The 26,151-nt window shown below is 65.1% G+C and carries 27 protein-coding genes; 11 read left to right on the top strand and 16 right to left on the bottom strand.

Annotation, left to right across the window (positions count from 1 at the left end; genetic code table 11):
• Positions 1–123: 123 nt before the first annotated feature.
• The 4 genes from A9W95_RS09565 to A9W95_RS09580 form a co-directional block, all read right to left on the bottom strand.
• Positions 124–1,011 (bottom strand): SDR family NAD(P)-dependent oxidoreductase, encoded by an 888-nt coding sequence (locus tag A9W95_RS09565; RefSeq protein WP_067411310.1) that lies wholly within the window; start codon positions 1,009–1,011, stop codon positions 124–126.
• Between the two features lie 157 nt (positions 1,012–1,168).
• Positions 1,169–2,017, bottom strand: coding sequence for an NmrA family NAD(P)-binding protein (locus A9W95_RS09570; protein ID WP_067411313.1), 849 nt, complete (start codon positions 2,015–2,017; stop codon positions 1,169–1,171).
• Between the two features lie 37 nt (positions 2,018–2,054).
• Positions 2,055–2,819, bottom strand: coding sequence for an SDR family oxidoreductase (locus A9W95_RS09575; RefSeq protein ID WP_067411315.1), 765 nt, complete (start codon positions 2,817–2,819; stop codon positions 2,055–2,057).
• 81 nt (positions 2,820–2,900) lie between these two features.
• Positions 2,901–3,854: an oxygenase MpaB family protein gene (locus A9W95_RS09580; RefSeq protein ID WP_067411318.1), complete on the bottom strand. Its 954-nt coding sequence runs from the start codon at positions 3,852–3,854 to the stop codon at positions 2,901–2,903.
• Between the two features lie 115 nt (positions 3,855–3,969).
• Here A9W95_RS09580 and A9W95_RS09585 point away from each other — a divergent pair, with 115 nt between their 5' ends.
• From A9W95_RS09585 to A9W95_RS09600, 4 genes are read left to right on the top strand one after another with little or no spacing between them, the layout of a single operon-like run.
• Entirely contained in the window at positions 3,970–4,548 is a 579-nt protein-coding gene (locus A9W95_RS09585; protein WP_371328045.1) for a TetR/AcrR family transcriptional regulator, read from the top strand.
• 2 nt (positions 4,549–4,550) lie between these two features.
• A complete protein-coding gene (locus A9W95_RS09590; RefSeq protein ID WP_067411323.1) occupies positions 4,551–5,915 on the top strand; it encodes an adenylate/guanylate cyclase domain-containing protein in 1,365 nt (454 codons plus the stop codon).
• 58 nt (positions 5,916–5,973) lie between these two features.
• Positions 5,974–8,289, top strand: a complete 2,316-nt coding sequence (locus A9W95_RS09595) for a cation-translocating P-type ATPase (protein WP_082982992.1) — start codon at positions 5,974–5,976, stop codon at positions 8,287–8,289.
• Positions 8,238–8,456: a heavy-metal-associated domain-containing protein gene (locus A9W95_RS09600; protein WP_067411325.1), complete on the top strand. Its 219-nt coding sequence runs from the start codon at positions 8,238–8,240 to the stop codon at positions 8,454–8,456. Before A9W95_RS09595 ends, A9W95_RS09600 begins: the two co-directional genes overlap by 52 nt.
• Positions 8,457–8,463: 7 nt before the next feature.
• Here the strand turns inward: A9W95_RS09600 and A9W95_RS09605 are convergent, their stop codons facing one another.
• Positions 8,464–10,377, bottom strand: a complete 1,914-nt coding sequence (locus tag A9W95_RS09605) for a cytochrome c oxidase assembly protein (RefSeq protein WP_067411410.1) — start codon at positions 10,375–10,377, stop codon at positions 8,464–8,466.
• 114 nt (positions 10,378–10,491) lie between these two features.
• Here A9W95_RS09605 and A9W95_RS09610 point away from each other — a divergent pair, with 114 nt between their 5' ends.
• Positions 10,492–11,136, top strand: a complete 645-nt coding sequence (locus A9W95_RS09610; RefSeq protein ID WP_067411328.1) for a DUF5134 domain-containing protein — start codon at positions 10,492–10,494, stop codon at positions 11,134–11,136.
• Between the two features lie 4 nt (positions 11,137–11,140).
• Here A9W95_RS09610 and A9W95_RS09615 read toward each other — a convergent pair whose 3' ends face one another.
• The 3 genes from A9W95_RS09615 to A9W95_RS09625 are packed head-to-tail and all read right to left on the bottom strand — an operon-like array spanning position 11,141 to position 13,179.
• The gene (locus A9W95_RS09615) at positions 11,141–11,947 is read right to left on the bottom strand and encodes an SDR family oxidoreductase (RefSeq protein ID WP_067411330.1); all 807 of its coding nucleotides are present in this window, start codon (positions 11,945–11,947) and stop codon (positions 11,141–11,143) included.
• A gap of 29 nt (positions 11,948–11,976) precedes the next feature.
• A complete protein-coding gene (locus A9W95_RS09620) occupies positions 11,977–12,459 on the bottom strand; it encodes an SRPBCC family protein (RefSeq protein ID WP_067411333.1) in 483 nt (160 codons plus the stop codon).
• Between the two features lie 27 nt (positions 12,460–12,486).
• Positions 12,487–13,179: an SDR family oxidoreductase gene (locus tag A9W95_RS09625; RefSeq protein WP_067411414.1), complete on the bottom strand. Its 693-nt coding sequence runs from the start codon at positions 13,177–13,179 to the stop codon at positions 12,487–12,489.
• An 87-nt stretch (positions 13,180–13,266) separates the two neighbouring features.
• On the opposite strand from A9W95_RS09625, the gene A9W95_RS09630 reads away from it, so the two are divergent.
• Entirely contained in the window at positions 13,267–13,845 is a 579-nt protein-coding gene (locus A9W95_RS09630) for a CGNR zinc finger domain-containing protein (protein WP_253851609.1), read from the top strand.
• On the opposite strand, the gene A9W95_RS09635 is transcribed toward A9W95_RS09630, so the two are convergent.
• From A9W95_RS09635 to A9W95_RS28300, 4 genes are all read right to left on the bottom strand, one after another.
• On the bottom strand, positions 13,838–14,569 hold the full coding sequence (locus tag A9W95_RS09635) for a 5'-methylthioadenosine/adenosylhomocysteine nucleosidase (RefSeq protein WP_156746106.1): 732 nt from the start codon (positions 14,567–14,569) through the stop codon (positions 13,838–13,840). The two genes, A9W95_RS09630 and A9W95_RS09635, sit on opposite strands and share 8 nt — an antisense overlap.
• 358 nt (positions 14,570–14,927) lie before the next feature.
• Positions 14,928–15,698 carry a DUF2127 domain-containing protein gene (locus A9W95_RS09640; RefSeq protein ID WP_067411337.1) on the bottom strand — a complete coding sequence of 257 codons (771 nt, stop codon included), beginning with the start codon at positions 15,696–15,698 and terminating at the stop codon, positions 14,928–14,930.
• A gap of 56 nt (positions 15,699–15,754) precedes the next feature.
• The gene (locus tag A9W95_RS09645) at positions 15,755–17,161 is read right to left on the bottom strand and encodes an MmgE/PrpD family protein (protein WP_067411339.1); all 1,407 of its coding nucleotides are present in this window, start codon (positions 17,159–17,161) and stop codon (positions 15,755–15,757) included.
• An 84-nt stretch (positions 17,162–17,245) separates the two neighbouring features.
• The gene (locus A9W95_RS28300; protein WP_067411341.1) at positions 17,246–18,211 is read right to left on the bottom strand and encodes a LysR family transcriptional regulator; all 966 of its coding nucleotides are present in this window, start codon (positions 18,209–18,211) and stop codon (positions 17,246–17,248) included.
• 133 nt (positions 18,212–18,344) lie between these two features.
• Here A9W95_RS28300 and A9W95_RS09655 point away from each other — a divergent pair, with 133 nt between their 5' ends.
• Together A9W95_RS09655 and A9W95_RS09660 are read left to right on the top strand one after the other, a co-directional pair.
• Complete coding sequence (locus A9W95_RS09655) at positions 18,345–18,752, top strand: nuclear transport factor 2 family protein (protein ID WP_067411343.1); 408 nt, start codon at positions 18,345–18,347, stop codon at positions 18,750–18,752.
• 5 nt (positions 18,753–18,757) lie between these two features.
• Positions 18,758–19,576 (top strand): SDR family NAD(P)-dependent oxidoreductase, encoded by an 819-nt coding sequence (locus A9W95_RS09660; RefSeq protein WP_067411345.1) that lies wholly within the window; start codon positions 18,758–18,760, stop codon positions 19,574–19,576.
• Here A9W95_RS09660 and A9W95_RS09665 read toward each other — a convergent pair.
• On the bottom strand, positions 19,573–20,166 hold the full coding sequence (locus tag A9W95_RS09665; RefSeq protein ID WP_082982996.1) for a bifunctional 2-polyprenyl-6-hydroxyphenol methylase/3-demethylubiquinol 3-O-methyltransferase UbiG: 594 nt from the start codon (positions 20,164–20,166) through the stop codon (positions 19,573–19,575). The genes A9W95_RS09660 and A9W95_RS09665 overlap by 4 nt on opposite strands.
• Positions 20,167–20,279: 113 nt before the next feature.
• Between A9W95_RS09665 and A9W95_RS09670 the strand changes: the two genes are divergently transcribed.
• Positions 20,280–21,101, top strand: a complete 822-nt coding sequence (locus A9W95_RS09670) for an SDR family oxidoreductase (protein WP_067411348.1) — start codon at positions 20,280–20,282, stop codon at positions 21,099–21,101.
• Between the two features lie 6 nt (positions 21,102–21,107).
• On the opposite strand, the gene A9W95_RS09675 is transcribed toward A9W95_RS09670, so the two are convergent.
• Together A9W95_RS09675 and A9W95_RS09680 are read right to left on the bottom strand one after the other, a co-directional pair.
• Entirely contained in the window at positions 21,108–22,877 is a 1,770-nt protein-coding gene (locus A9W95_RS09675) for a SulP family inorganic anion transporter (RefSeq protein ID WP_067411351.1), read from the bottom strand.
• Positions 22,878–22,893: 16 nt separating this feature from the next.
• On the bottom strand, positions 22,894–23,976 hold the full coding sequence (locus A9W95_RS09680; RefSeq protein ID WP_067411354.1) for a sulfate ABC transporter substrate-binding protein: 1,083 nt from the start codon (positions 23,974–23,976) through the stop codon (positions 22,894–22,896).
• 266 nt (positions 23,977–24,242) lie between these two features.
• Between A9W95_RS09680 and A9W95_RS09685 the strand changes: the two genes are divergently transcribed.
• Together A9W95_RS09685 and A9W95_RS09690 are read left to right on the top strand one after the other, a co-directional pair.
• Complete coding sequence (locus A9W95_RS09685) at positions 24,243–24,983, top strand: cutinase family protein (protein WP_067411357.1); 741 nt, start codon at positions 24,243–24,245, stop codon at positions 24,981–24,983.
• Complete coding sequence (locus tag A9W95_RS09690; RefSeq protein ID WP_067411359.1) at positions 24,980–25,477, top strand: ester cyclase; 498 nt, start codon at positions 24,980–24,982, stop codon at positions 25,475–25,477. Before A9W95_RS09685 ends, A9W95_RS09690 begins: the two co-directional genes overlap by 4 nt.
• 23 nt (positions 25,478–25,500) lie before the next feature.
• Here A9W95_RS09690 and A9W95_RS09695 read toward each other — a convergent pair whose 3' ends face one another.
• On the bottom strand, positions 25,501–26,103 hold the full coding sequence (locus tag A9W95_RS09695) for a TetR/AcrR family transcriptional regulator (protein ID WP_067411424.1): 603 nt from the start codon (positions 26,101–26,103) through the stop codon (positions 25,501–25,503).
• Positions 26,104–26,151: the final 48 nt, after the last annotated feature.

A 26,151-nucleotide genomic window follows, 5' to 3' on the forward strand; every position in this document is an offset into this window, starting at 1 on the left:
TCGTGCCACTGCGCGTGATTTCGCGGACCAGCCGCGCCGCTGCGAGCGGGCCGGGGAGCGCCAGCAGTCCCGACGAGAGCACACCGCGCACCCCGGCCACCGCCACACCGTTCGTCGTCATCGTCAACTCGCTGCCGGGTCGGTGGAATCGGCGACCAGGCGGCGGTGCCACAGCCGAGCCGCGCGATCAGCGGGCCCGGCGAGCAGCACCGAGGCCAGCTCGGCGGGTCCGACCCACAGCGGCTCGATGGTGCGCGGGCGCTCGATGATCGCTTTGGCGATCGTGTCGGCGGCCTCGTCGGGAGTCTGAGCGGGCAATCCGCCGAGCACGGGCGTGGGCGCGATCATTCTGGTGCGCACCAGCGAGAAGTACACCGAGGTCACATCCACACCGTCGAGGTGCAGCTCCGGTCCCACGCTGCGCAGCCAGCGGTCGAAGGCGCCCTTCGAGGCTTGGTAGGCCCCCCATTGCGGACCGGGAGCCACTCGGACACCGACGCTCGAGACGTTGACGATATGTCCGCGGCCTTGCTCACGCATGGCCGGGAGCAGGCCCAGCAGCAACCAGATCGGCCCGAGGTAATTGATGTCGATGGTGCGTTGGAAGTCGTGCGGCCGGTCGTACTGATCGTGCAACGACCGGCGCAACGACTTGCCCGCATTGCTGACCACGACGTCCAAGGCCCCGTGGTTCTCGGTGATCTGCTTGGTCAGCGCGCTGACTGCGGCCTCATCGGTGAGGTCGGTCGGGTAGGCAACCGCCTTACCTCCGCCGGCGTTGATCGATGCCGCGACATCGTCGAGCTTGTCGGCAGAACGGGCGACGATGAGCACCGTCGCTCCGGCGGCAGCCATTTTTCGGGCGGTCGCCTCGCCGATCCCGTAGGACGCGCCGGTCACCAGCACCGTTTTGCCGCGCACCGCGCTACGCAGCCGGTCCGGATCGGAAATCCGCGGTGGGTTTGCCAACAGGTCGGTCGCCTTCCGCAGCGCCTCTGCAATCACGTTCACCTACACCCCGCATTCACCGAGAAGGCGTGCCAAGTCTTTGGTGCCGCGCTGCTTTCCCAACGCCACTGACTCGTAAATTACAGCTACCAAAAGAGCTTGTCAGACCGAACGGTGACCCCCCGATGCGGGACTTATGACGTCGCCTCGATCGCGCAGCTCAACGTGCGGCCAGTTCCTGGAAGTATCCCCGGAGCGATCGCGGCTCGCGACCCAGGATCGCGCGTAGCACCAAAGCATTGCCGCCGGGCAACCCGTGCCGGTCGTAGTGCGCCATCATCCGCGTCATGCCGTCTCGAAACGGTCCTTCTGGCAGTTGCGCGGCGAAATCGTCCAACAAGATCTGCACCGCCCGAATCGGCCGTCCCAGGACTTCGCTGATGATGGCCGCAGTCTGATGGGTGTCGTGCATGCCCGGCGCGGACAGTTCGAAGGTGCCCCGGCTGAGTGCGCTTTCCGTCATGGCGATGCCGGCGACCTCGGCGACGTCACGGTAGTCGACCGAGCAGAACTTGGCCGTCAACGAATAGGGCTGTGCCAGTCGGTCGTGTTCGACGATGTCCGACCAGGACTGCTCGAAGTTCTGCATGAAGCGGGCCGGCTGCAGAACCGTGAAATCGATGTCGGAGCTGTAGAGAGCTTCCTCGACCGCCAGCTTGGCAGCATGGTTGGTCATCGCGGAGATCGAGGGGTGGATGACGCCCGAGTAGACAAACTTCGGCACGCCCGCGGCTTTCGCCGCGTTCACCAGGGACAGACCCAGCTGCGCTTCGTTCGCCGCATGTGCCGGACCGATGTGGAAGACGCCGTCCATACCGGTGACCGCCTCCGCTAAACCGGCTTTGTCGGCGAGGTCACCGATGACCGCCTCCTGGGCACCGTTGTCGCGCGCCTGTTGTGCCCGTTGCTCGTCGCGCACCAGCGCACGTACGTGAACGCCTCGAGTGAGAAGTTCAGGCAATACCCAGTGGGCGTGTCGCCCGGTTGCGCCTACCATCAGAACGCGCATGAGGTTCTTTCAGTTCGCATGAGGTCCACCGACCCGTTCAGCGGTGAAGTCCGGCTGTGCTGGCTTCGTTGAAAACCGGATAGATGTCGTCGTAGAGTCCGTCGCGCTCGGCGAAGCGGAACCGCTTGACCCGTTCGACGACAATCTCGTCAGCACGCGGTCTTGTCTGCAGCAGCATCATCGTCTCGCGGACGTACTCGTTCAACGGCATCGCGTTCGGATCAAAGCCTCGGTCACCCTGCAACGCGGTCTGCACCTTCGGCGGAATGATCTCGATCACCTGAATGCCCTTGTCGCGCAATTGGAACCGCAGAGATTCGGTGTAAGAGTGCAGTGCGGCCTTCGTCGCGCAGTACGTCGGGGTAAGCGCGCTGGGCATGAAGGCCAGGCCGGATGTGACGTTGAGAATCGCAGCTTCGGGGTTGGCGAGCAGGCTCGGCAGCAGAGCCGCGGTAAGCCTGATGGGACCCAGCAGGTTCGTCGCGACGGAGGCCTCCGCCGCTTCGAGGTCACCGGTCAGCAAGTTCTCCACTCGTTGCACGCCGGCGTTGTTGACCAACACGTTGAGTTGCGGGTATCCGTCGACCAGTTCGGTGACGAACCGTCGGACGTCGGCGGCGTCGCCCTGGTCGAGCGGCAACATTTGCATCCCCGGGTTGGCCCGTACCACCTCATCCAGTGGTTGGCGCCTACGACCGGCTATGACCACTTGATTGCCCAGCCGGTGAAAGGATTCAGCCAGCCCGCGACCGATCCCGGTTCCGCCACCGGTGACCAGCACGGTATTGCCCGTCATCTGCATCGCTGCTCTCCTCGCTGCGCCGACTTAGCCGTATGCCCGGATGCGCCAGGAGATAATCGCCGAAGGTGTGGCGAGTCTTGGTTAAGCGCCGCCCGTCGCGGATCTGGCGGGACGGTTGTGCAGCTGGCGCGGATCAATGCCCCGGCGCAGCCACGCCTCCGCCGCCCAGGGCGTGTAGACCGCCCTGATGGGTAACCGGTTGATCACCGGATTCAGCGCTCGCACGAAGGCGGCGAAGCGCTGAAAACGCTTCTCGCGCTTGTTGTCCCACTCCAGCTGGCACACCTGGCGCATCTGCGGCGGCAAGGTGCCCACGATCACCAGGCGGGCGTAGGCGTTCAGTGGTGCCGACACGGTCTTCCAGAGCCGGCGCGGAATCCTGCGCGGACCCGGTATCCCTTTGCGAAGGTAACCGGTGCCGTACAGGACCGTCTTGTGCGGCACGAACCGGTCCAGCATGCCGTTCCAGTAGGCCACGAATTCGTCGTAGGTCTGAGGCTGCCCGCGGTCACTGACACCGTAAAGGCGATACCAGATCTTGCTTTCCTCGAAGATTTGCTCCTTCTCGGCATGGGAGAGCCGCCGGATGAACATGTCGGCGTTGTAGAGCACCTGGTCGACGAATGTGGCGTGCGCCCAATAGAACAACTCGGGATTCAGGGCGTGGTAACGCGAGCCGTCGCTGATGGTGCCTTTGATCGGTTTGTGGAAATCCCGCACTGTGCGGCCCCACTTGCGCGGATCGTCGGAGTAGACGGTCCGCATCAGCGGGGGCGCGGTTCGTTTCGCCCTGCCCAGCGTGTCGCTGAAGATGACCGAGTGATCGAACACGCCTTGGGCCAGCTGTTCGATGCAGTTCTCGGTGCCGGCGACGCGCTGAAAGCCGAAGATCTGGGTGCGGTTGTCTCCGTAGAACTTCCAGATCAGCGAGTCGGGTCCAAGCCGGGCCACGTCGTCATCCGACAGGTCGTCGACTAGCACCGGCAGCGCTTCCCCGACACCGGTGTCGAAACTCGACGCGTGGCCTGTGGACATACCGCCCTCTCGTGAAGCAGAGAAACAAATCTGTCTTTTTGTGTCACCCTAGGTGTCGGAGCGTGCACTCGCAACACGGCCGGGGCGGACAGGCGGAACTACCATGCACACCAGAATGAGCCCTGAAACTCAATCGGTCACCGAGCTCGACCGCCTCATCTTGGACACCGCGCGCACGGTGTTCGAAACCTACGGGGTGCGCCGGGCCAACATCGAGGACGTCGCAGCCCGCGCCGGTGTCAGCCGCAGCACCATCTACCGGCGGTTTCCAAGCAAAGACGAGCTCTTCGAACGGGTGGTTCGGCGCGAGGCCGAATTGTTCTTCACCACGCTGGACCAGGCCACCAGCGGCCGTGATCCACAGCAGGCCGTGGTGGAGGCGTTCGCCCTAGGTGTTCGGCTCATCGAGGACTCGCCGCTGTATTCGCGTATCGCCGAGAGCGAGCCCGAATTGTTCGGCATGTTTTCGCGGTCACACGTGTTCCCGATCGGCCAGTTCGCCGATGGGATCGCCCACACGCTGCGTCGTTGCGGTGCGGCGATGGCCGACGCCGATCTGATCAACGTCGCCGAGATTCTGTTGCGGGTCGCTGTCGGCATCATTGTGTTCCCGACCGACCGTCTGGACACCTCCGACGAGGCCGCAGTGCGCGATTACGCGGCTCGATACCTCGTGCCCATCATTAGCCTGTAACTGTGGCGCAGCTTCCCCGAACCCGCTACGCCAAGTGCGGCGACCTGGACATCGCATACCAGGTCATGGGTGAAGGACCGATCGACCTGCTGGTCGTGCCGGGCCCCAATATTCCCATCGACACCATCGATGCCGAGCCGTCGATGTATCGCTTTCACCGGCGGTTGGCCTCGTTCAGTCGCGTGATCCGATTCGATCACCGTGGAGTGGGCCTATCGTCGCGGGTGCCGTCGTTCGAAATGCTCGGACCCAGATTCTGGGCCGAAGACGGAATTGCGGTCATGGACGCCGTCGGCTGTGAGCAGGCCGCCATCTTCGCCAACGGGTTCAGCGCCACCAGCGCCTTGGTACTGGCGGCCGAACACCCCGAACGGGTCCGCAGCCTGGTGATCGTCAACGGTTCGGCGCGGACTCTGCGCGCACCCGACTACGACATCGGCGCCGACCTCGACACCGCCGATCCCTTCCTCACCATCGGCATCGAGCCCGACGCAGTGGAACGCGGGTTCGACGTGCTCGGCATCCTGGCGCCCAGCGTCGCCCACGACGACGCGTTCCGATCCTGGTGGGACCTCGCCGGCAACCGGGCGGCCTCACCCAGCAGCGCTCGCGCCTTCGTCAACGCCTTGCGCGACGCCGATGCGCGCGACTCGCTGGCCAAGATCACCGCGCCGACGCTGATCATGCATCGTCGGGGTTCCCGGTTCGTCCCGTTCCGGCACGGTCGCTTTCTGGCCGACCACATCGCCGGCGCGCGCTTCGTCGAGTTACCAGGCGCAGACGCGCTCTACTGGGTCGGCGAGACCGCCGCCATGCTGGACGAAATCGAAGAGTTCATCACCGGAGTCCGCGGCTTCGACACCGAGCGGGTGTTGACCACCATCGTGTTCACCGACATCGTCGGTTCAACTCAACGTGCCGCTGCCCTCGGCGACGACCGGTGGCGCGACTTGCTCGACAACCACGACAGCATCGTGCGCCACGAACTCGACCGCTTCGGCGGGCGCGAGGTCAACACCGCCGGCGATGGCTTCGTGGCGACCTTCACCAGTCCCAGCGCCGCGATCGCCTGCGCCGACCAGATCGTCGAGGCGGTTCGGGTGCTCGGTATCCAAGTGCGGGTCGGGATTCACGCGGGTGAGGTCGAGATGCGGGGCGCCGACGTGGCCGGTATGGCCGTGCATATCGGGGCCCGGGTCGCGGCGCTCGCCGACCCCAGCGAGGTGCTGGTGTCCTCGACGGTGCGCGACATCGTCACCGGATCAAGGCACCGATTCGCCGATCGCGGCGAACGCGAACTCAAAGGCGTGCCTGGGCGCTGGCAGTTGTGCGCGCTGGTGCGAGCGCAGGCGACCAGCCGGCCTTAGCGGCGCTTGTACGCTGGCGTTTGACCCCGCCGCAAATTGCTCAAGTTCAAGGAGGGCCGTGACGGCTCCGATCGTGGAGGACGCCGATCCTCGCTCCGTGCGGCGTATCCAACTCGACATCTCCGGCATGTCGTGCGCGGCCTGTGCCGGCCGGGTCGAGACCAAGCTCAACAAGGTGCCCGGGGTCCGCGCGTCGGTCAACTTCGCCACCCGGGTCGCGACCATCGACGCGACCGACGCGGCCGTCGACGAGCTGTGTGCGGCCGTTGAGCAAGCCGGGTACCACGCCGTGGCGCGTACCGACGCGGCGGCCGATGCCGGCGACACCCCCGACCCCGACGCCCGGTACGCCCGTGGCTTGCTGCGTCGCCTGCTGGTCGCGGCGGTGTTGTTCGTGCCCCTCGCCGACTTGTCGACGATGTTCGCGATGGTGCCCAGCGCCCGGTTCTCCGGGTGGGGTTACTTGCTGCTCGCCTTGGCGGCACCCATTGTGACCTGGGCCGCGTGGCCGTTCCACGCCATCGCGCTGCGCAACGCGCGCCACTGCACCGCGTCGATGGAGACGCTCATCTCGGTGGGCATCACCGCGGCCACCGCGTGGTCACTATGGACGGTCTTGATGCACCCGCAGCCGCGGCCAACTCACGGCATCTGGCAGGCGATCCTGCACAGTGACGCCATCTACCTCGAAGTCGCCGCCGGTGTGACCGTCTTCGTGCTGGCCGGCCGTTACTTCGAGGCTCGCGCCAAGTCCAAAGCCGGCGGTGCCCTGCGGGCGCTGGCCGCACTGGGCGCCAAGAGTGTGACCGTGCTGCTGTCCGATGGCGCGGAGTTGGTCATTCCGGCCGGCGAATTGAAGGCCAAGCAGCGGTTCGTGACGCGGCCCGGTGAGACCATCGCCGCCGACGGGGTCGTCGTCGAGGGCAGCGCGGCGATCGACATGAGCGCCATGACCGGTGAGGCCGAGCCGGTCCGCGCCCACCCGCAGACCACGGTCGTGGGCGGGACCGTCGTCCTGGACGGTCGCCTTATCATCGAAGCCACGGCCGTCGGTGCCGACACCCAGTTCGCCGCCATGGTGCGCCTGGTCGAGGAGGCCCAAGCCCAGAAAGCCGGCGCCCAGCGCCTCGCTGACCGAATTTCGGCCGTCTTCGTCCCGATCGTTTTCGCGATCGCCGCCGTGGCCGGGGCGGGATGGCTGATCAGCGGGGCGAGCGCCGATCGCGTTTTCTCGGTGGTGTTGGGCGTGCTGGTGATCGCTTGCCCGTGTGCGTTGGGGTTGGCCACGCCGACCGCAATGATGGTGGCCTCGGGCCGGGGTGCGCAGTTGGGGATCTTCATCAAGGGCTATCGAGCGCTGGAGACGATCCACGCTGTCGACACCGTGGTGTTCGACAAGACCGGCACGCTGACGGTCGGCCAACTGACCGTGCGTGCGGTCACGGCGGTCGACGGGCAGGACCGCGACCGCATCCTCGCGCTGGCCGCCGCCGTGGAGGCGGCCTCCGAACACTCCGTGGCGACGGCGATCGTCGCCGCTTCCCCTGATCCGGCGCCGGTGACCGATTTTGTCGCGGTGCCGGGCTGCGGGGTTTCCGGGCTGGTCGGTGGGAACCGCGTCGAAGTGGGCAAGCCCTCGTGGATCACCCGCAGCGTGCCGGCCACCGACCCGCTGGAGCGCGCTCGCCGGGAGGGCGAGTCCCGCGGAGAGACTGTCGTTTTCGTGGCCGTCGACGGAGTTGCCCGGGCGGCCATCGCCATCGCCGACGCCGTCAAGGAATCGGCGGCCGACGCCGTCGCGGCGCTGCGCGGCCGGGGACTGCAAACGATTCTGCTCACCGGCGACAACCAGGCAGCGGCCGACGCGGTGGCCGCCCGGGTCGGCATCGACACCGCGATCGCCGAGGTGCTGCCCGAAGGAAAAGTCGAGGTGATCCAGCGTCTGCGCGAGCAGGGCCGGACGGTGGCGATGGTCGGTGACGGCATCAACGACGGCCCCGCGCTGGCGGTTGCGGATCTCGGCTTGGCAATCGGACGCGGGACCGATGTGGCGATCGGCGCGGCGGACATCATCTTGGTGCGCGACGATCTGCACATCGTGCCCCAAGCGCTGGACCTGGCGCGGGCGACCATGCGGACCATCCGGATGAATATGGTGTGGGCGTTCGGCTACAACATCGCTGCCATCCCAATCGCCGCGGCGGGCCTGCTCAACCCACTGATCGCCGGGGCCGCCATGGCCTTCTCGTCGTTCTTCGTCGTGTCCAACAGCCTGCGGCTGCGCAAATCCGGCGCCGAAGCGCCCACCAAGGAGATGACAACATGGCCGAACAGACCTTCTCCGTCGACGGACTGCACTGCGCAGGCTGCGTAGCCACCGTCACCGCTGCGCTCTCCGCACTCGAGCCCGTCAGCGACGTCGACGTCGACTTGGACAGCGCCGGCAGTTCAACGGTCCGGATTTCCACCAGCGCCGAACTGACCCGCGACCAGGTTCAGGCGGCACTCGACGGCGAAGGAAATTTCTCCGTCGTCGGTTGAGGGCCGGCTATCGGCGCATCCGCGACAGTTCCTGCAACATCGCGTTGTAGGCCGCCAAGTCGTCGTCGGCGTAGTCGCTGTCGGCATGGCGGTCGCTACGCGATGCGACGCGCCTGTCTTGTCGCGCCCACTGGGTCACCAACGCCACGATGACGATGATCACCGGCAATTCCGTCAAGCTCCAAGCGATTCCACCGCCCAGGTGCTGGTCGGCGACGACGTCGGGCAGCCAGGGCAGACCAAGGGCGCGGTAGAACGTGCCGCCGACGGCCGATGCCATGGTCATCAGTGCGATGCCGAAGAAGGCGTGAAATGGCATGACGGCGAACAGAAGTCCGATGCGACCGGGGTACGGCAGCCGGCGCGGCCCCGGGTCGATGCCGATGATCGCCCAGTAGAACAAGTAGCCCACCAGAAGGAAATGGACGGCCATGAACTCATGACCCCAGTGGTAGCGAACCAGGGTGTCGAAAATCGGTGTGAAATAGACGATGTAGGGCGAGCCGACGAAGAGGACGAAGGCGATCAACGGGTGGGACACGAATGTCGTCACCCGTGAGTGCAGCAGCCACATCAACCACTCTCGCGGACCGGGAAGGTGCCCGTCACGGGCGACCGGCAATACCCGAAGCGCCAGCGTGACCGGACCGCCGAGCACCAACAGCACGGGAATGAACATGTTGAGTGTCATGTGCTCGGCCATGTGAACGCTGAACATCGCCGACCCGTAGGCCCGCATCCCTGAACTACTGGTGAATACCAATGCGGCACAACCGATCAGCCAGGCCGCAAGTCGCCCGACCGGCCAAGCGTTTCCCGCCCGACGCAACCGGATGAACGCCACGACGTATCCGATCGCCAGCACTATTCCGGCGGTTCCGATCAGTCCGTCGAAACGCCACACGCTGAGCACCGTGGCCACCGTGGGCGGATGGGGCAGCGCGTAACCGAGCAACACGTCCCAGCCGGTGAACTGGTGAACGAGCAACCGCGGCGCCGTCATGACCGCCAGGACGGCGACCACTGCCAGCACAGCGCTCGTCGCCAAGCCGGCGACGACGGCCCAGCGCGGCGGTGTCAACCAACCGCGCCAGTCCGCCCACACCACTGCCGCCACGACCACCCCGGCGAGCAGCGCGAGTCGGGCGTACGTCGTTCCCAGCGCCCACCCCGGGATCAGCAGATACAGCAACGCCGCACCGTAAATCAGCGTCAACCCACCGCAGACCACTTGCGTCACCGCGACACTCCGGTTGGGCGTGGCACCCGTCCACGCCGCAACCACCCGCAATCCGGTCATCGCGCTGACGGCAATCGCGAGGACGATGGCCGCGTTGGTCGAATAGTCATGGTCGGGACCTTGCCCGGCATTACCGGTCACCGCGGGTGCGACAACGGCGATCACGACGGGAATCAGCAGCACCACGTGCCCCACCCATCGGGTGACGAAGCGCAATGCCACCGCAACGAGCAGCGCGCAGATAGCCACGACGATCCAGGCGCGGCTCACCTCTGAAGCGGCTACCGCGTCGGCCAAACCCCCACCCGCAACTAGCGCACCCGGCCGTAGGCCGGAATCGTGCGATGCCTGAATGAGCACCATCACCACGGCCAGAACCACCCATGCCACCGAAACTCGCTCGGCCACAACGTGGATGCGGAACGCCGCCGTATCGATCAGACCATCAGGCTCGGGGCGCGACGCCATCACCACAAAGATCAGCGCGCCCAAGCAGACGGACGCCGACATCATGGCGAGAAAGAAACCCACCGGTTCGGCGGCACTGACGAACGCACCGGGATCGGCGTTGCCGGTTTCGGTGTAGCGGCGGTGACCAGATAGCAGCCCGTAGACCGCGACGGTGATCGCAATTGCCAGGAGTCCGCATACCGAGGACGCCTTGGCTGCGGCCCCTCCCAGACGAGGCCGGGTAACCCGCGCAGCCGGCGTCGGGTCAACTGGCCGCGCGTCACTGTCCACTCTTGCCAGCTTAGGAGAAGGTGGCGTCGGCCCCGGAGTGCATAGTGGTCGGTGATGATCGATGACCTGCCGCTGCGCTGGATAGTCACCGGACTGTTCTTGCTCAGTGGCGCCGGCTTCGCGATCGCGGTCAATCGCCGCTCGGCCACATCCATCTTGAGCCATGCACTGCATTTGGCGATGGCCGTTGCGATGGCCGCCATGGCTTGGCCACAGGGATTACGGCTACCCACGACGGTGCCCGAGATCCTCTTTCTGGCCGCGGCGTTGTGGTTCGTGATGACGGCACTGCTGACCGCTCGCGTCGTCAAACAGCGCATTGTCGGCGGGTACAACGCGCTGACCATGTTGGCGATGGTCTGGATGTATGCCGTCGTGCCCGGCCACGCGGTGACCGACGCGCTGGGCGCCGGGGCACACCACCACCATCACCATCCGCAACCGCCGGACATGGACCTCAGTGGCATGGAGGTGCCGACCGAGGACACCTGGCCGGGATGGATCGACCTGGGCAATGGGCTCTGGACGGCCGTCTTCGTGCTCGCCGCGGTGATCTGGGGTTACCGTTTTGCGAAGCAGCGTCGTACGGGTCGACGCCGTCGGATGGCCGGCTGGCGTAGGTCGCTGAACAACGCGGTGCAGGCGACGATGGCTTCCGGAATGGCCATCATGTTCGGCGTGACGTTGCTGCTGGCCTGAGTCGTCACGCCCGCTTCACGCCAGGGTGGTTGCGCGTCAATATCGGCAGCAGCAGTTCGGGTGGCGCGACGCGGAACAAGGCCGACGCCACACGATTCACCCGACCGGGGACGACGACGGCTTTGCCGGCGGCCAGGCCGTCGATCCCCGCCCGCGCCACCTGGTCGGCGGGCACCCACATCACCGGCGGCAGGCTCTGTTCAGCTTCCTCCTTGGTGAAGCCCGCCGCCTCGCCGAATCCGGTGTCCACCGGTCCGGGGCACAGCGCAGTCGCCGACACTCCGGTGCCCCGCAGTTCGCCGCGCAAGCTATGGGTATACGACAGCACAAACGCTTTTGCGGCACCGTAGGCGGCTTGTCCGGGCAGCGGGCCGAAAGCGGCGATGGACGCCACGTTCAACACGGCGCCCTGGCGCCGATCGACCATTCCGGGCAAGAACCGGCTACACAGATCAACGACCGCCGCTACATCGACTTCGACCAAGTTGAGTTCCTGTTCCGGAACGGATTTCGCGACAACACCCAACGTCGACAACCCGGCGTTGTTGATCAGGATGTCGGGAACCAGACCGAGCGCCGCGACGCGGAATGACAGAGAAGCTCGGTCGTTGCGATCGGACAGGTCCGCGGGTAGCGGGTGCGCTTGTGCGCCGAGGCGTCCGGCGATGCGCTCCAGCTGCTCGGCCCGGCGGGCCACCAAGACGACGTGGTGGCCGCGTTCGGTGAGGATCCGGGCGAACTCCTCCCCGATACCGGAGGAAGCTCCGGTGATAATTGCAGCTCGGTCGTTTCCCGGTGGTGGAAGAGCCATACGGTGACCGTACCGGGCGGGGCCAGCGATTACTCCTCGCTGCCCGCCTGTGACTCCTCTGCGATCGCGGCCAGCCGGTCGATCGAGGTGAGGAGCTTGTCGGTAGTCGTGGACCGTGCCCGGGTCAGCCGCGTTTCGTCGCTCAGCTCGGTCCAGTCGTAGGTATGGGTCACCCTGGTGCCGGCAGAACTCAGCGGTGTGAGCTCCCAACGCCAGAGGTGACCCGGCGGCTCTTTGCCCGGTTCGGCTGGGCGCCAGGCGATTCGACGACCTTCGGCGAATTCGACGACGTGGTTGTCCCGGACCGCGCCATTGGTCAGTGTCATGGTGAAGACGTCACCGATCTGTCGCACCCGCTGGCCTTGCGGGCTGTGCGCCAGGTTGTCGTTGCCGTCCCAGCTCGGCTGCTGCGACGGATCGGCGATCAAGTCGAAGATCCGTTGTGCGCTCGCCGCTACCTCGCGTGTGGCGCTGACAACCCGCTCAGCGCCATCGATATCCGCGTCCGCCACATTCGAGATTCAACACGACGACCGCCGCTAGCTCGCGCGCAGCGCCTCCACCGGTCCGGACAACGAGGCCTTGATAGTCCGACTGATCTCGTCGGCCAGGACCTCAGCGTCGCCGCGCTCGATGCCGTCGAGAATTTCGCGGGCCACCTGCCTCGGGTCGTTCTTGGGCACGTCGTGGTCGGATACCAAGTCGGTGTCGGTGTAGCCCAGGTGCACGCCGGTCACCAAGGTGCCCTGCGGCTCGAGTTCGATGCGCAACGAGTTGGTGGCCAACCACAAGGCCGCCTTCGAATCCCCATAGCCCCCGAAGCCGCCCACCCAGGAGAGCACCGAGTGGATGTCGACCAACGCTCCGCCGCCGTTGCGGGCCAGGATCGATGCGAAAGCCTTCGCCACCCGCAACGCCCCGAAATAGTTGGTTTCGAACACCGCCTTGACTTCCTCGATGTCACTCCTGAGCAGCTTGGTGGCGCCCAGGGTGCCGGCATTGTTGACGACGATTTGCGCATCCGAAGCCGTCTTAGCCAGCGCGGCAACGGATTCGGCGTCGGTCACATCCAGGGCGACACTGACGACTCGCGGATCCTGACTGGGCTGTGGATTGCGTGCCGTCGCGTAGACCTTGGCGGCGCCGCGCTCCAACAGCTCTTCGACAACTGCCTTGCCGAGGCCCCGTTGGCCGCCAGTGACGACTACCGTTGACCCCTTGATGTTGACCATGATGAACGCTCCCATTGACATAGGTGAACTTGCTTTAGATGTGTCACGCTACTTGGCGTCGGTGACATAGGCAAGTACCCTTTGAATATGTCCACATGGCTTGCGTCACACCGCTACGGACTCGCGCCGGCACCGGGAAGCCTCGCACTGATCCAGGACTTCCTCAACACCGTCGGCATCGGTGATTACGCCCCCGACCTGCTCGATGACGTGCACCAGGCCGACGCCTGGATGAGGGCTACAGTCGAAACCTGGTCGGCCGAACGCGGCCATGCCGCGACAGCACCGCCTTTGGTCGACGCGGACTTGCCCAAGCTGCGCGCATTGCGCGACACGGTCAGGAAGGTGGTCGCCGGGGAATCGATTGCGGCCGACGCAGGCGCCGTGCCGGCGTCATTGGAGGTCTCGAAGACGGGCGAGGTGCGCCTGGAACCGAACGGCAGCGGCTGGGGATGGTTCGCCTCGGCTATCTGGGCCGAGATATTGCTGAGTCAGCGCGACGGCACCTGGCGACGGATCAAGCATTGTCGCAATCCTCGTTGTGCAGCAACGTTTTATGACCGCTCGAAGAACAACAGTGGGGTCTGGCATGACGTCAAGACGTGCGGTAACGCCGCCAATCTGCGCGCCTCGAGGGCGCGCCGCCGCCGCGACGTGACTAGCTGAGCGCCGGCAACAACCGGCGTAGCACCCGCGCCGAGCTGATGGCGACCTCGGAGACGAATCGGTTGAAGTCCAGACCGGAGTCGGCGCCGGCGAGGTCGGAGAGCGCCCGTACCACCAACCATCCGATCGAGAAGGCCTCGCAGACCTGCGCGAGCGCACCGCCCTCCATCTCGATGGCGAGCCCGGCGAATCCGTTGTGCAGTCGCCGGCGAGTGCGTTCGCAGTGTACGTATTGGTCACCGGTGAGGACCGTGCCGTAGGTGATCCGTGGTGGCCGGTTATCGGTGATCTGCAGCGGCGGGAGCACATAACCGCCCAACCGCTGTTTGACGCGGTCGAGCAACGCGGCATCGGCGGAGTAGCCGAGCCGCTCGGTCGGTTTGATGAACGGCACGTGGCCAGGTTGATAGGTATGCAGCCGTTCGTCAGCCAGCAGACCGAAATCATGCTGTATCACCCGGTCGGCAATCACGATGTCACCGATATGGAGCTCTGGATCCAAGCCGCCGGCTACGCCAGTGAAAACGATATTGCGACAACCGAATCGATCGGCAAGGAGCGTCGCGACCAAGCCGGTGTTGACCTTGCCCATACCCGCTTCGGCCAAAATGATCTGCTGACCGTCCAACTCGCCGGCAGCGAACGACAGCTGCGCGATGTGTTCGCTTCGGCCGCTACGTAACACACCCCGCAGGTATGCCAATTCTTGCGGTATGGCGCACATGACACCGATAGTCACTCGCGCGATTCTATCGACGCCTCAACAGCGCTCGACACCGCGGCGCATGAGGCGTGGCCGTTCCGCCAACTGGCGTTGCCTGATTCGCCATACTGCATTGAAGGCGTCACAGGCCCGCGCCTTGATGGGCGCGACCACATCACGGCCACCGAGGCCGCCAAGGCCGGTGGGGTTCACTGACACTGATCTACTTCCTTCGTCAGTCTGCCAACAGTGGATCGCCCGAATTAAATTGCACCCTAGTCGTTTTACGTGGTTGCCGCGCCGCGGTAAACACCACGGAAAGCGTGTTTGTGGCGTCAGACACAACGGACGCCCGGGAGGGCGAGCGTCACAGTTGGGGCTAGGAAGCCATGGCCGCGCGCTCCAAGTCCAGCAGCTGCTCGCCGTGCCGTTCCTCCTCGTAGGCTCGGCGCCCGCCGCGCAGCCCAAAGAGCCGCTTGGACACCAACAGATAGATGACGGCAGCCACGTTGATCGTGAAGGTCAGTACCCGAGTCATCGTGATGCCTCGGGTCAAGTCGTAGATTTCCAGCGGCAGGAAGATCGAGGTGGCTACCACGGCGAAATACTCGCCCCATCGTTTCAGCAGCCACAGACCAACGCCTTCCACCACCTGCAACACCGCGTAGGCGACCAGCATCAGCGTTATCAGCGTCAACGTCGAAGGTTTCGCGGCCAACGCTTGCTCTAGGTGGTGAACCGCCGACATCTGATCGACCTTGAACCCGGCAGCACGAAAGATCGGCAGGTCCCGTTCCAGCGTGGCTTGAATGGCGCCCCGGGAACCGCGGAAGGTCCACACCGCCCATGCGGCCAGGGCGAGCACCACCGCACGAAACAACCGCTCGACGCCGAGCGCGCGAATAATTATTGCCTGCCGTAAGGCTTTGCCGCGCATGATCATCGGCGCTTCGTCGACCGATCCGCGGCCATGCGGATCGCCCAGCGCGAAGTCACCGCAACGCAAGCACCGCCAAACTTCGCCGAGCTTGGTGTCGGCGCTGAGTCGGTCGGCGAGCGCCTGGTCGTCGGGTGCGTAAGTGGCGTGACCGCCCAGCGCACAGGTGACGAGTTCCCACCGGTTGGTTCCGCGTTTCTCGGGCTTGGCCATGCGCCGATCATTCAGTGCGGACAGCAAAGCACGCAAGGGGACTCGCACACTGCGTTCTACAAGCGGTGGCGGCTGCGTCGGCGCGCGACGACGGGACTCACCTCACCGAGAAGACCGGTGAGGTGTGTAACGGGGTTGTCGTCGATGTGTTCGACCGCCGTGATGATTCGGCTGCGCAGTCGGTCGTCGCAGAACGGTTCGGTCAGCCAGTGGAACTTGTCCACAACCCGCGACCAGGTCAGAGGCCTGGTCGGCGACCCTTCGTAATCACCGCTTTTATAACATCTTTCGTTTCCGTCGCGAGTGAAAATATGCACGCGCGCTGCGGTCCGGTGCGGGTAGTCGGCGGTCAGGTCGGCAGCGGGCACGACTTCGACGCGGGTCAGCAGGGCTTGGACGTCGGGGCGGTTGACGCGCTCGTTTTCCAGGTGCTCGGGACCGACCGCCCCGTCCAGCAGTGCCACCGCGGTGAGGTATTTGAGGTTGTAGTCGGCCTGCTCCTTGGTGCGGGGTCGGCTCTTGTCGCCGTAGGCGCCGCCACCGGCGAAGTCATATGCCCCTTGGAACACCTCGAGCTGGACCCGCGAAACGTCGTCACCGCAGAGCTGGTACTTCTCGCGGATCGCCAAGACGGCATCGATGATTGCTTGGCCGTGAATCAACGCGCAGTATTGCTTGAGGTAGGTCTGTTCCACGGCGGTCAGCGCGCGGTTTTCGGTATGGAAGTCGATTGACTGGTCCAGCAACTGCGTCAGGCCGTGCGGCCCCTCGAACAACGACATCGGCCCGGTGATTCCACGCCCGGCCAACATGGTGGCGTACACGGCCCGCATCGCCGTCATGGCGGGTGATATTCCCTTCCAGTTGGACACCGGTTCGGCATGAACGGTGGACAGGGAGACGTTGTCCACCGCCGAGGCCGCGATCGCGTTGGCCGTGCGTCCCGCGTCGAAGGCGAGGAGTCTGCCCGAGCCGGCCGCAACCGACATCGCCAGCTGTAAAGCGTGGTTGAGGCCGCGCGCCATCACCGGAACCGCTGCGCTGAACCGACATTGGATCTCGTAGGCGACCGCCAGGGCGAGCAGGAACTCCTCGCCGTGGGCGTGGACGTGTTCGCCGACGGCGAGGAGCGCACCGAAGTTGTCTGCGGGATGGCACAATCCGCCGACGGTCAGATACGTGTCGAGCAGGTCGGGGTAGCGCACCAGAACGGTGTTGAAGAAGGTGGCCTGATCGACCGATGCCCGGCCACCCCCGACAAGTGTCGCAGTGGGCCGGCCGCTGAATTGCTCGGTGTGCTCGCGAATGGCTGCAACGAGTTCGCCGTCCAACGCTGCGATGGCGCAGGCGATGCTGTCCAGTACGTTGCGCTTGAGCAGCAGCCGATGGTGGTCGCTGAGGTCCTGCGAGTCTGCGCCGATGGCGAATTCGGCGAGGTTTCGCACCAGGTGCTCTTGTCCCATGGCTTATGTCCTTTGCTGTCGTCAGCCTCGACTCAAGCGCGATCAGGCCGGACCGTCCAGGACCGTTTTCTTACCTGAAGTTAGTCAAGGTTCCAAACGCCGGCCGGCGTTGTTGGAGAGCACGGCGCGATGCGGATCATCCGCCGGTATCCACCAGTGCGGTACCGGAGGTACGCGCCAATCTCTGCTGCCGGCCAGTGATAGCAACGAATCCACCACCTGCCGCACGCCGGGCCGGTCGTCGTCTTCGCGGTGTACCAGCGACCACGTCCACAGCGGAAGAGGCTCGGTGATGGGCCGTTGCCCCAAGCTGGGCGGCGACGGCGCAGTATGACGCTTGGGTGAAGCGAGGACCGCCGAGCCGAGCCGACGGACGTGCGCGTAGAACGCGTCGCCGGTGATTCCGCCGTCGTCAATGTGGACGACGCGGGCTTTGGCGTGGGCGGCGAATTCCGTCGCGAACCGGTTCCACGACGACCACGCCGACTCGTCAGCATCGATGAGTACCGAGAGTCGCTGTGCGGCAATGGGTTCGGTGGAGCCGATGCCTGGTAGCACGGCACGCAGCGCTTCGGCGCGTAACAGATGCGCTATTAAGCCGCGGTCGCCGGCCTGCGCTGCGGTCACCCAGGTCAGCGCAATGTCCAAGGTGCCCTCCGCGACGCGATCCGCCTGCGCGTGCGACGGCAACACCCATTCGTCGATACGTAACTCGACCGACGGGCCGACCGCGGCCTTCAATTCGTCGGGTAGCCAACTGACATAACCCAGCCGCAGCGGTGTGCTGGCGGCGGCTGTGCGCATCACTCGATTCTTGGCATCGTCGGCCAGGGCCAACAATCTGCGTGCGTCCGCCAGCAGTGTCCGCCCAGCTTGGTTGAGCCGAACACTGCGCCGGTCTCGAATGAATAAGTCGGTGCCCAATTCTCGCTCCAACGCGAGGATTTGCTGCGAGAGCGCGGGACCCGAGATGTGCACGCGTTTCGCGGCACGGCCGAAATGCAACTCCTCGGCAACGGCTACGAAATAGCGCAGCTGTCGCAGTTCCATGGGGGCAGTTTAGGGTGGATCGCTGGGGCTAGATAGTTGGGTTGGGCCAGGCTTGAACCCATTGCCGAGCGTCGGTGCCCTCACTAGTCTCGACGACGTCGCGGACGCTGATCTCACCGAATGGAGACGTCCCATGACCGAGCGGGAAGACCGGCAGGACATCTCGGACCTGCTGGTGCGCTACGCGACCGGCATCGACCGGCGCGACTGGCCGCTGTTTCGCACCGTGTTCACCGACGACTGTCATCTCGACTACGGCGTGATCGGGGCGTGGGACGGCATCGACGCGGTGACCGACTTCATGGACAAGATTCATGCGGCCGCGGGGCACACGTTGCACCGCATCACCAACCAGGCCATCACAGTCGACGGCGATAACGCGACGGCTCGTACCTATGTCGACGTACTGGTGATGGCCGCCGACAACCAAACCGGCGTCAACGGCATCGGCTTCTACGACGACGATATGGTCCGGACCGTCGAGGGCTGGCGTATCGCCCAGCGCCGGTTCACCTCGGTGCGCGTCAGCACGGTGGGCTGACCGCGGTGAGCTTCGCGGCGAGATACGGCCCGTGGGCTGTGGTCGCGGGCGCCTCCGACGGGTTAGGCGCCGCCTTCGCCAAGGAACTGGCCAAGCGTGAGATCAACGTGGTGCTGCTGGCGCGTCGGCAAGCCGTCCTCAATGACGTTGCCGCCGAGATCACTTCGACCACATCGGCGCAAACCCGCACTCTTGCGGTAGACCTGGCACGACCCGAAGCGATCCCCTCAATCATCGAGGCCACCGCCGATCTACAAGTGGGGTCACTGGTCTATTGCGCCGGCGCCGACCCCAACTTTCAGCCGTTCCTCTCAAACCCTCTCGCCGACGCCGATGCGATGGTGTACCGCAACTGTTTGGTGCCCATGCGGTTATGCCATCACTATGCGCCCGCCATGGTGCAGCGGGGCAGTGGCGGGATCGTGCTATTCGGATCCGGCGCGGGATTCGCGGGCGGACCCAACATGGCGGTCTACGGCGCCTCGAAGGCATTCGACATGGTGTTCGCCGAGGCGTTATGGACCGAATTGCACGACAAGGGCGTCGACGTCTTGGGACTGATCCTCGGCAAGACCAACACACCCGCGCTTCGCGAACTCGAATACCGCCGAGGCCAGATCGCATCCCCCGACGATGTGCCGCCCGGTGCGGCCGCCGTCGATGACGTCATCACCGAGGCGTTCGAAAACCTCGCCAATGGTCCCACCTGGATCGTCGGGGAAAATCTGCGCGCCGCAATGCAGATGCTTGGTTCACTGCCCCGCAATCAGGCGGTCGAACTGATGCGGCAAGCCAGCGCAGCGTCGATGGGCTCCAACGATTAGCCCGGTGCCGTCCAGGTGACGAGCACTCGCCCGAAGATCAACCGACGCACCTGCGCGCCGGGCAATACCGCCCTGACATGGTCGCGCAGTTGCCGCAGGGTGTACGCCGGCGGCCATTTGATGGGAGCGGTGTGCTCCCACTTACCCTTCACGCGGTTGACCAGGAGACAGGCCACGGCACTGAACAGGTGCCATAGGCCTTCTCGCCACGACGCTTTGACGAAGGTGACGACGGCCAGCGTCCCACCCGGTGCGATCAATTCCGCGAGCCTGCCCAGTGCGGCTCGAGTGTCCGGGATGTGGTGCAGCGCGGCGTTGGACACCACGGCGTCGAATCCGGCGGCCGGCAACTCGGCCGTCATCACGTCGCCCTGTACCCACCGGATCGGCGCGGCGGCGAAGCGGGCCTGCGCTCGCTGCAGAACGGGAGCGTCCAGTTCGATGGCCGTGACCTCCGGTAAGCGCTCAGCTAACCGGCCCGCCAGGAATCCATCTCCGCAACCCACGTCCAGGACGCGCCGCGCACCACGCGGGATCTGAGCATCTAGCAGCGCGTCGTAGTGGATGTTGAGGTTCCACGGTTGCGTCACATCTGCGGCCATGACAACCATGATGCGGATCCCGGTCGGGTGTGCGCGCAGGCAACCCATGTTCCTATCTCGCTAAGCCGGTGGGTGTGGGAGCCTGATTCGGTGGTGATCGTATGACGACCCGGCAAGTGCTCGTCGTGACCGGTGCGGGCGGTATGGGCTACGCCATTGCGCGGCGGCTGGGAGCTGGCAAGACCGTGCTGTTGGCCGATTACAACGAAGCCGCATTGCAGGCGGTCGCCCAGAACTTGGCTGCCGACGGCCACCGAGTCGAGACCCGTCGCGTCGATGTCGCCTCGCCGGAATCCGTCCGCTCTCTCGCCGAATTCTCGGCCAGCCTGGGAGACGTCGCCCAGGTGGCCCATACCGCAGGTCTCTCCCCGGCTCAAGCCACGTCCCAGGCCATTCTCGCGGTCGACCTGGTCGGCGTCGCGTTGGTGCTGCAGGAATTCGCGCAAGTCGTGGCCCCTGGGGGCGCCGGGGTGGTGATCGCCAGCATGGCCGGGCATCTGTTCCCGCCCCTGACCGCCGACCAAGAACACGCGTTGGCGCACACCTCACCCACCGAGTTGCTCGGCCTCGACTTCCTGTCCAGCGCCACCGACCCAGGCCTGGCATACGCGATCGCCAAGCAAGCCAATCACATTCGGGTACGGGCCGCCAGCGCACCGTGGGGACGACGAGGCGCCCGCATCAACTCGATCAGTCCCGGCATCATCTCGACGCCGATGGGACAACAGGAACTCGCTTCCCCGGTCGGCGACGGCATGCGAGCCATGATCGCCATGTCCGGGACCGGGCGCATCGGCACGCCAGACGACATCGCCGCGGCAACCGATTTCCTGCTCGGTCCGGATGCCACTTTTATCACCGGCACCGATCTTCTGGTCGATGGCGGCGTGGTCGCCGCCGTGAAAGCCGGCGCCACCGCCTGAGGGTAATCAGACCAGGTAGTACAGGTCCGTGTCGCGTTCCGCCGATTGCTGCGCTTGCGCGCTGGGGTGGTCGGACGCGCGCCGCAAGTGCGCATAGCGCACCGCCTTCAACGTCGCGGAGTACTGCTTGTCCTCTTCGGGGAAGACCTGCTCCTCCGGGAACCACCGGTGCAGCCCGACATTGTCGAAGACAGCCAGCGTGTCCGGGCGGACCCCGGCCAAGACAACAACCACCCCTCGTTCGGTCAAGTCGCGTAAGAAGTGCTCGATGCGCTCGATGCACACCACGTCCGGGTGCCGTACCCGTTTGAGCCGCAGGATGACAAACCTGTTGTCATCGGCAGAAATTCGGTCCCTGAGGTCGTTGAGGTGACGGTCTAGTTCGGGTGCCGCTCCGAAGAACAACTCGCCTTCCAGGTCGTAGATCACCGTCTGCGGATCTGTGGAATCACCGGGAATACGCTCGCGGACAACACGGTCGGGGGTGACGATCAGCTCGGTGGCCCGCAGCTTCGCCGCGCGGGGCACAAACAGCACTATCGACAGAATCACTCCGAGCACCACCGCTTTGTCCAAGTCGATCGCCACGCCGGTGACCGCCGTGACGATGACCAGGCCCGCGTCGTAGCGTGACGCCTTGAGCGTGTAGAGCAGGCGCTTGACGTCAACCAGCCGGGCCGCGGTGATGAGTAGCAGCCCCGCCAGCGCCGGCTGGGGGACATACCGCAGCAACGGCGCAAACGCGAGCAACGCGACGGCAACCGTGGCGGCCGAGACGATCCCGGAAAACCTTGTGGCGGCGCCTGATTGGAAGTTGATTGCCGATCGCGACAGTGAACCCGAGCCGGGCAGGCTTTGGAAGAAGCCCCCGCTGAGGTTGGCCAGACCTTCAGCCAGAATCTGCCGGTTGTAGTCGATCTTCTGTTGGGTCTGGTGCGCAATCGCTTTCGCGATCGACAAGGCCTCGATGATGCCGACGAACGCGATGGCAAGGGCGCCCACCGACAAGTGCGGCAGCCAGCTGGTGTGCACTTCAGGGAAGTGGGAGGTAGGCAGGCTGCGCGGCACCTTGCCGGCCAGCGACACTGTGGTGCGGCCGTTGGGACCCGGCGTCGACCAGCCCGCAAGGTATGCGATCGCTGCGGTGATGACCAGTACGGCAAGCATGTCGATCTGCGGCCACCCGAAGCGTTGCACGACTCGGCGAAGCACCACCGCCAGCAGCACCGCCGTGACGCTGAGTATCACGGCGCGGTAGTTGACCCGGTCGCCGTGCGTCAGGGTGAGCCAGACCCGGTGCAGCACGTGCATGTGCCCGTTGCCTTTGTCCTTGACGCCCAGCGCATTTCCGATCTGCCCGACCGCCAGCAGGAAGGCCGCGGCCGCCATGAATCCGATGATGACCGACTCGGAGATATACCGAGTGAGGTTGCCCAGCTTGAACACTGCGATGACGATCTGGATCGCGCCCACGAGGACACCTAACAGGAACAGCGCTTCGAAGAGTTCCTTGGAGTTCTCCGAGTCGATGAACGCCAGCGCGGTGAACACGAGCAGCGAGATGGCGCTGGTCGGCCCGTTGATCAGATGCGACGACGACCCGAAGATCGATGCGACAGCCGTCACCACAATGGCCGAATAGACACCAAACTTCGGATCCACCCCGGCGATCAACGCATACGCGATGGCTTGCGGGAACGATATGGCGGCGACGGTGAGTCCGGCGACAATATCGCTACGTCCCTTGACCCAGTTGTAACTCGAAGCAAGACCCACGTATTCAGTCTTTCCGCTAGGTCGCCGGGGCCGGGGTGACCGGCGGCGCGGTGATGGTGTCGTAAATTCCGTAGTCGCCGAAGAACTTCTCCCGCGCGTCCGCCCAGTCGTTGGCGATGTCAGTGATGGGGAAAAGCCCGAGGTCGGGCAGTCGGTTGGCATACTTGGCCAGGATCTGCGGCTTGACCGGCCGATACCCGTTCTGCGCCATCAAGTCCTGGGCCACGTCGGTGAACAAGTAGTTCAGGTACGCCTTCGCGTGCGTGGCCACCTTGGGGTCGGTGACGTTGGTGTCCACCCACGTCACAGCCGGCTCGGCGCGAATACTGACGGGCGGATAGACGATTTCCACTTCGTCCTTGTTCGCGGCGACCTCGCGCAATGCTTCGTTCTCCCAAGTCAACTGGACGTCACCGATACGCTGGACGGAGAAGCTGATGCCGGCACCACGCGCGCCGGCGTCGGCCACCGCGACATGCTGATGCAGCGATCGCAGGAAACTCGCCGCCTGCTCTGGGCTACCACCGCGAGTGGTGACCGATCCCCACGCCGCCAGGACGCTCAGTTGCCCATTGCCCGAGGACCGCGGATCAGGCGTCACGATGGAGACGTCCCCATTGACCAGGTCCGGCCAGTCGTGGATGGCCTTGGGGTTGCCCTTGCGGACCAGGAACACGATCGTCGAGGTGTACGGCACGGAATTGTTCGGTAGCCGGGACTGCCAGTTGGCCGCCACCAACCCGCGCTTGCGCAGCACATCGATGTCGCTGCTCAGTGCCAAAGACACCACATCGGCGCGCTGCGAGCCATCGACCACACTGCGGGCCTGCCGACCCGACCCGCCGTGTGACTGTTTGATCTCCAGGCTCGTGCCGGTCTGAGTCCGGTACTGCGCGGTGAACGCCTGGTCTAGGGCCGCGTACAACTCCCTGGTCGGGTCGTAGGAGACGTTGAGGAGCTGGTTCGGTCGGTCGTCGGGCAAGTTCTTGGTCGTGATCGCGGTGGCGGCAGCAACGATGGCGACCACACCAAGGAGGTTCAGCCATGGGATGCGCAGCCGCCGATGCCAACGCCGGTCTGGCCGGTGGGCTTCTGCCATCGGTGTCTGTCGATTCTGTGCGGTCCGAAGTTGTTCAGTAGGTTAATGATTGGGCCGTCAGTGGGCAGCGGTGAGAATCAGCCTGAGGTTAAGTGCGACCCAACGTGAGGCGTATGCACGGGTTCAGTTCGGCTTCAGTTCGGCGCTGTATTGGTGCAAGAGTGGCGACGACGACCGGATTCGCGTCCAAGCCATTCCCGCGGCAACTTGAATAATTGACAGGAAACTCGGTGTTTGGCGCAGAATTCCCTGGGCACCTCCTGCCCATGATTTCACGCCACGTTGTTCGTTTTCTCGTCCCTGCAGCATTCGCCGCCGCCGGCCTCGGCAGTTTGGCCCTTTTCGATTCCGCCCTGCCCTCCGCCTCGGCCTCCCCGTGCCCCGACGTTGAGGTGCTTTTCGCCCGCGGCACCGGCGAGGCGCCCGGAGTGGGAGCGACCGGGCAAGCCTTTGTCGACGATCTCCGTCCGCGGCTGGGCGATCGGTCGATGGATGTGTACCCCGTCAACTACCCTGCCAGCGACCAATGGGGCACCGGCGTGGAAGGCGTCCGGGATGCGGGCGCACATGTCCTTTCCACGGCGCAGAACTGCCCACAGACACACATGGTGCTCAGCGGATACTCCCAGGGCGCTGCCGTGATGGGGTTCGTCACTTCCGCTGCAGTGCCCGAGGGCGTCGATCCGGCCAGTGTCCCCAGGCCACTCGATCCTCAAATGGCAGACCACGTTTCCTCAGTTGTCCTGTTCGGCACACCCAACCCACGGGCCATGGAATTCCTCGGCCAGCCGCCGCTGGCCATCGGTCCGCTGTACCAATCGAAGACATTGAAGGTATGTGAGACCGGCGACCCGGTGTGCTCCGACGGTCTGAACTTCGCCGCGCACAACACCTACGCCGACGACCGGTCAATGATCGATGAGGGCGCCGCCTTTGCCGCCGGCTCTGTGGGTGGTAATCCTGCCGGTGCGCCGTCGCCGGCTCAGCTCGCCGGCTTCGGCGAGTGAGCGCTGAAGCCGCGGGCAGCGGATCGGGTAATGGTCATACGCCGGCCGAGCAATCCAACATCGACCTCGTCCGCGAATACATCGAGATCTCCTACACCCCCGGTCGCGCGAGTGCCCAAGCCGTCGAGCATCTGTGTGCGCCGAACAATCGCTTCATTGCGCCGACCACCTTCCCGGACGTCCACACCCTTGAGGACTATGCGGAGGACCACGGCCGACTCATGGAGCAAGTGGACGATCTACACATCGTCAGCTTCGACGTGCTGTTCGCCAAGGACGACCGGGTGTGCGTTCGCTATTCCGCCGAAGGCACTCATGGCGGTAAGCCACACGGAGACACGCAGCCTACCGGCCGGACTGCGAGGTGGTCAGCGGCGGCGCTTTTCGTGGTTCAGGACGGGAAGCTCGCCGAATTCATCAAAGAATGGAACAAGCTGTCCATGTGGGAGCAACTCGGCTGGCCAACCCGGGAGTGCCTGAGCCATACCGGCTAGACGACATGAGGTGATTGTCGCGCTCAGCGTCGCAGCTGTGCCAGCCCCGCCACGATCAACTGCAACCCGAAGTTGAATTCCTCGGCCAATGGCACCGGAAGCTCGTCAGCGACCGCCACCGTGGCCGGATACTGTGCCGGATCGAGGTCGCGAAACGTTGCCGACACGTCGGCGTCGTCGCGCTCCGCTGCCGCTGACCTCGAGGCTTGAATCGCGAATCCGAGCACGTACCGGGATAACGTCGCGTAGGCATGCGCTGCGGTGACCGATGCAAACCCGTTTCGCAGCAGCACGGACAACAGGAACTCCCGCTGCGCCAACGCGTTGGGACCGGTCGGAACGTGGCCGATCAACAGCGGCGCGAGATTGCCGTGTCGCTCCAGCGCGTCAAACATCCGGCGGGCCAACGAAGTACAGGCTTCCTGCCAGGACAGTTCGGCGGTGTCGATCTTCACTTCGCCGAGCATGCGGTCGACAACCATCGCGACCAGTTCCGCGCGGCCGGCGAAGTGCCGGTAGAGCGTGGCGGTGCCGGACCCGAGACGCTGCGCCAGCGAGCGCATCGACAGCGCGTCGGCTCCCTGCTCGTCGATGATTTCGAGTGCTGTGGCGAGGATCCGGTCCAGCGGCACAGCCGGGCGGCCGCGTGGACGGCCCGACGACTGGTTGACACT

This window comes from Mycobacterium sp. 1423905.2, assembly GCF_001673155.1.
GTDB lineage: Bacteria > Actinomycetota > Actinomycetes > Mycobacteriales > Mycobacteriaceae > Mycobacterium.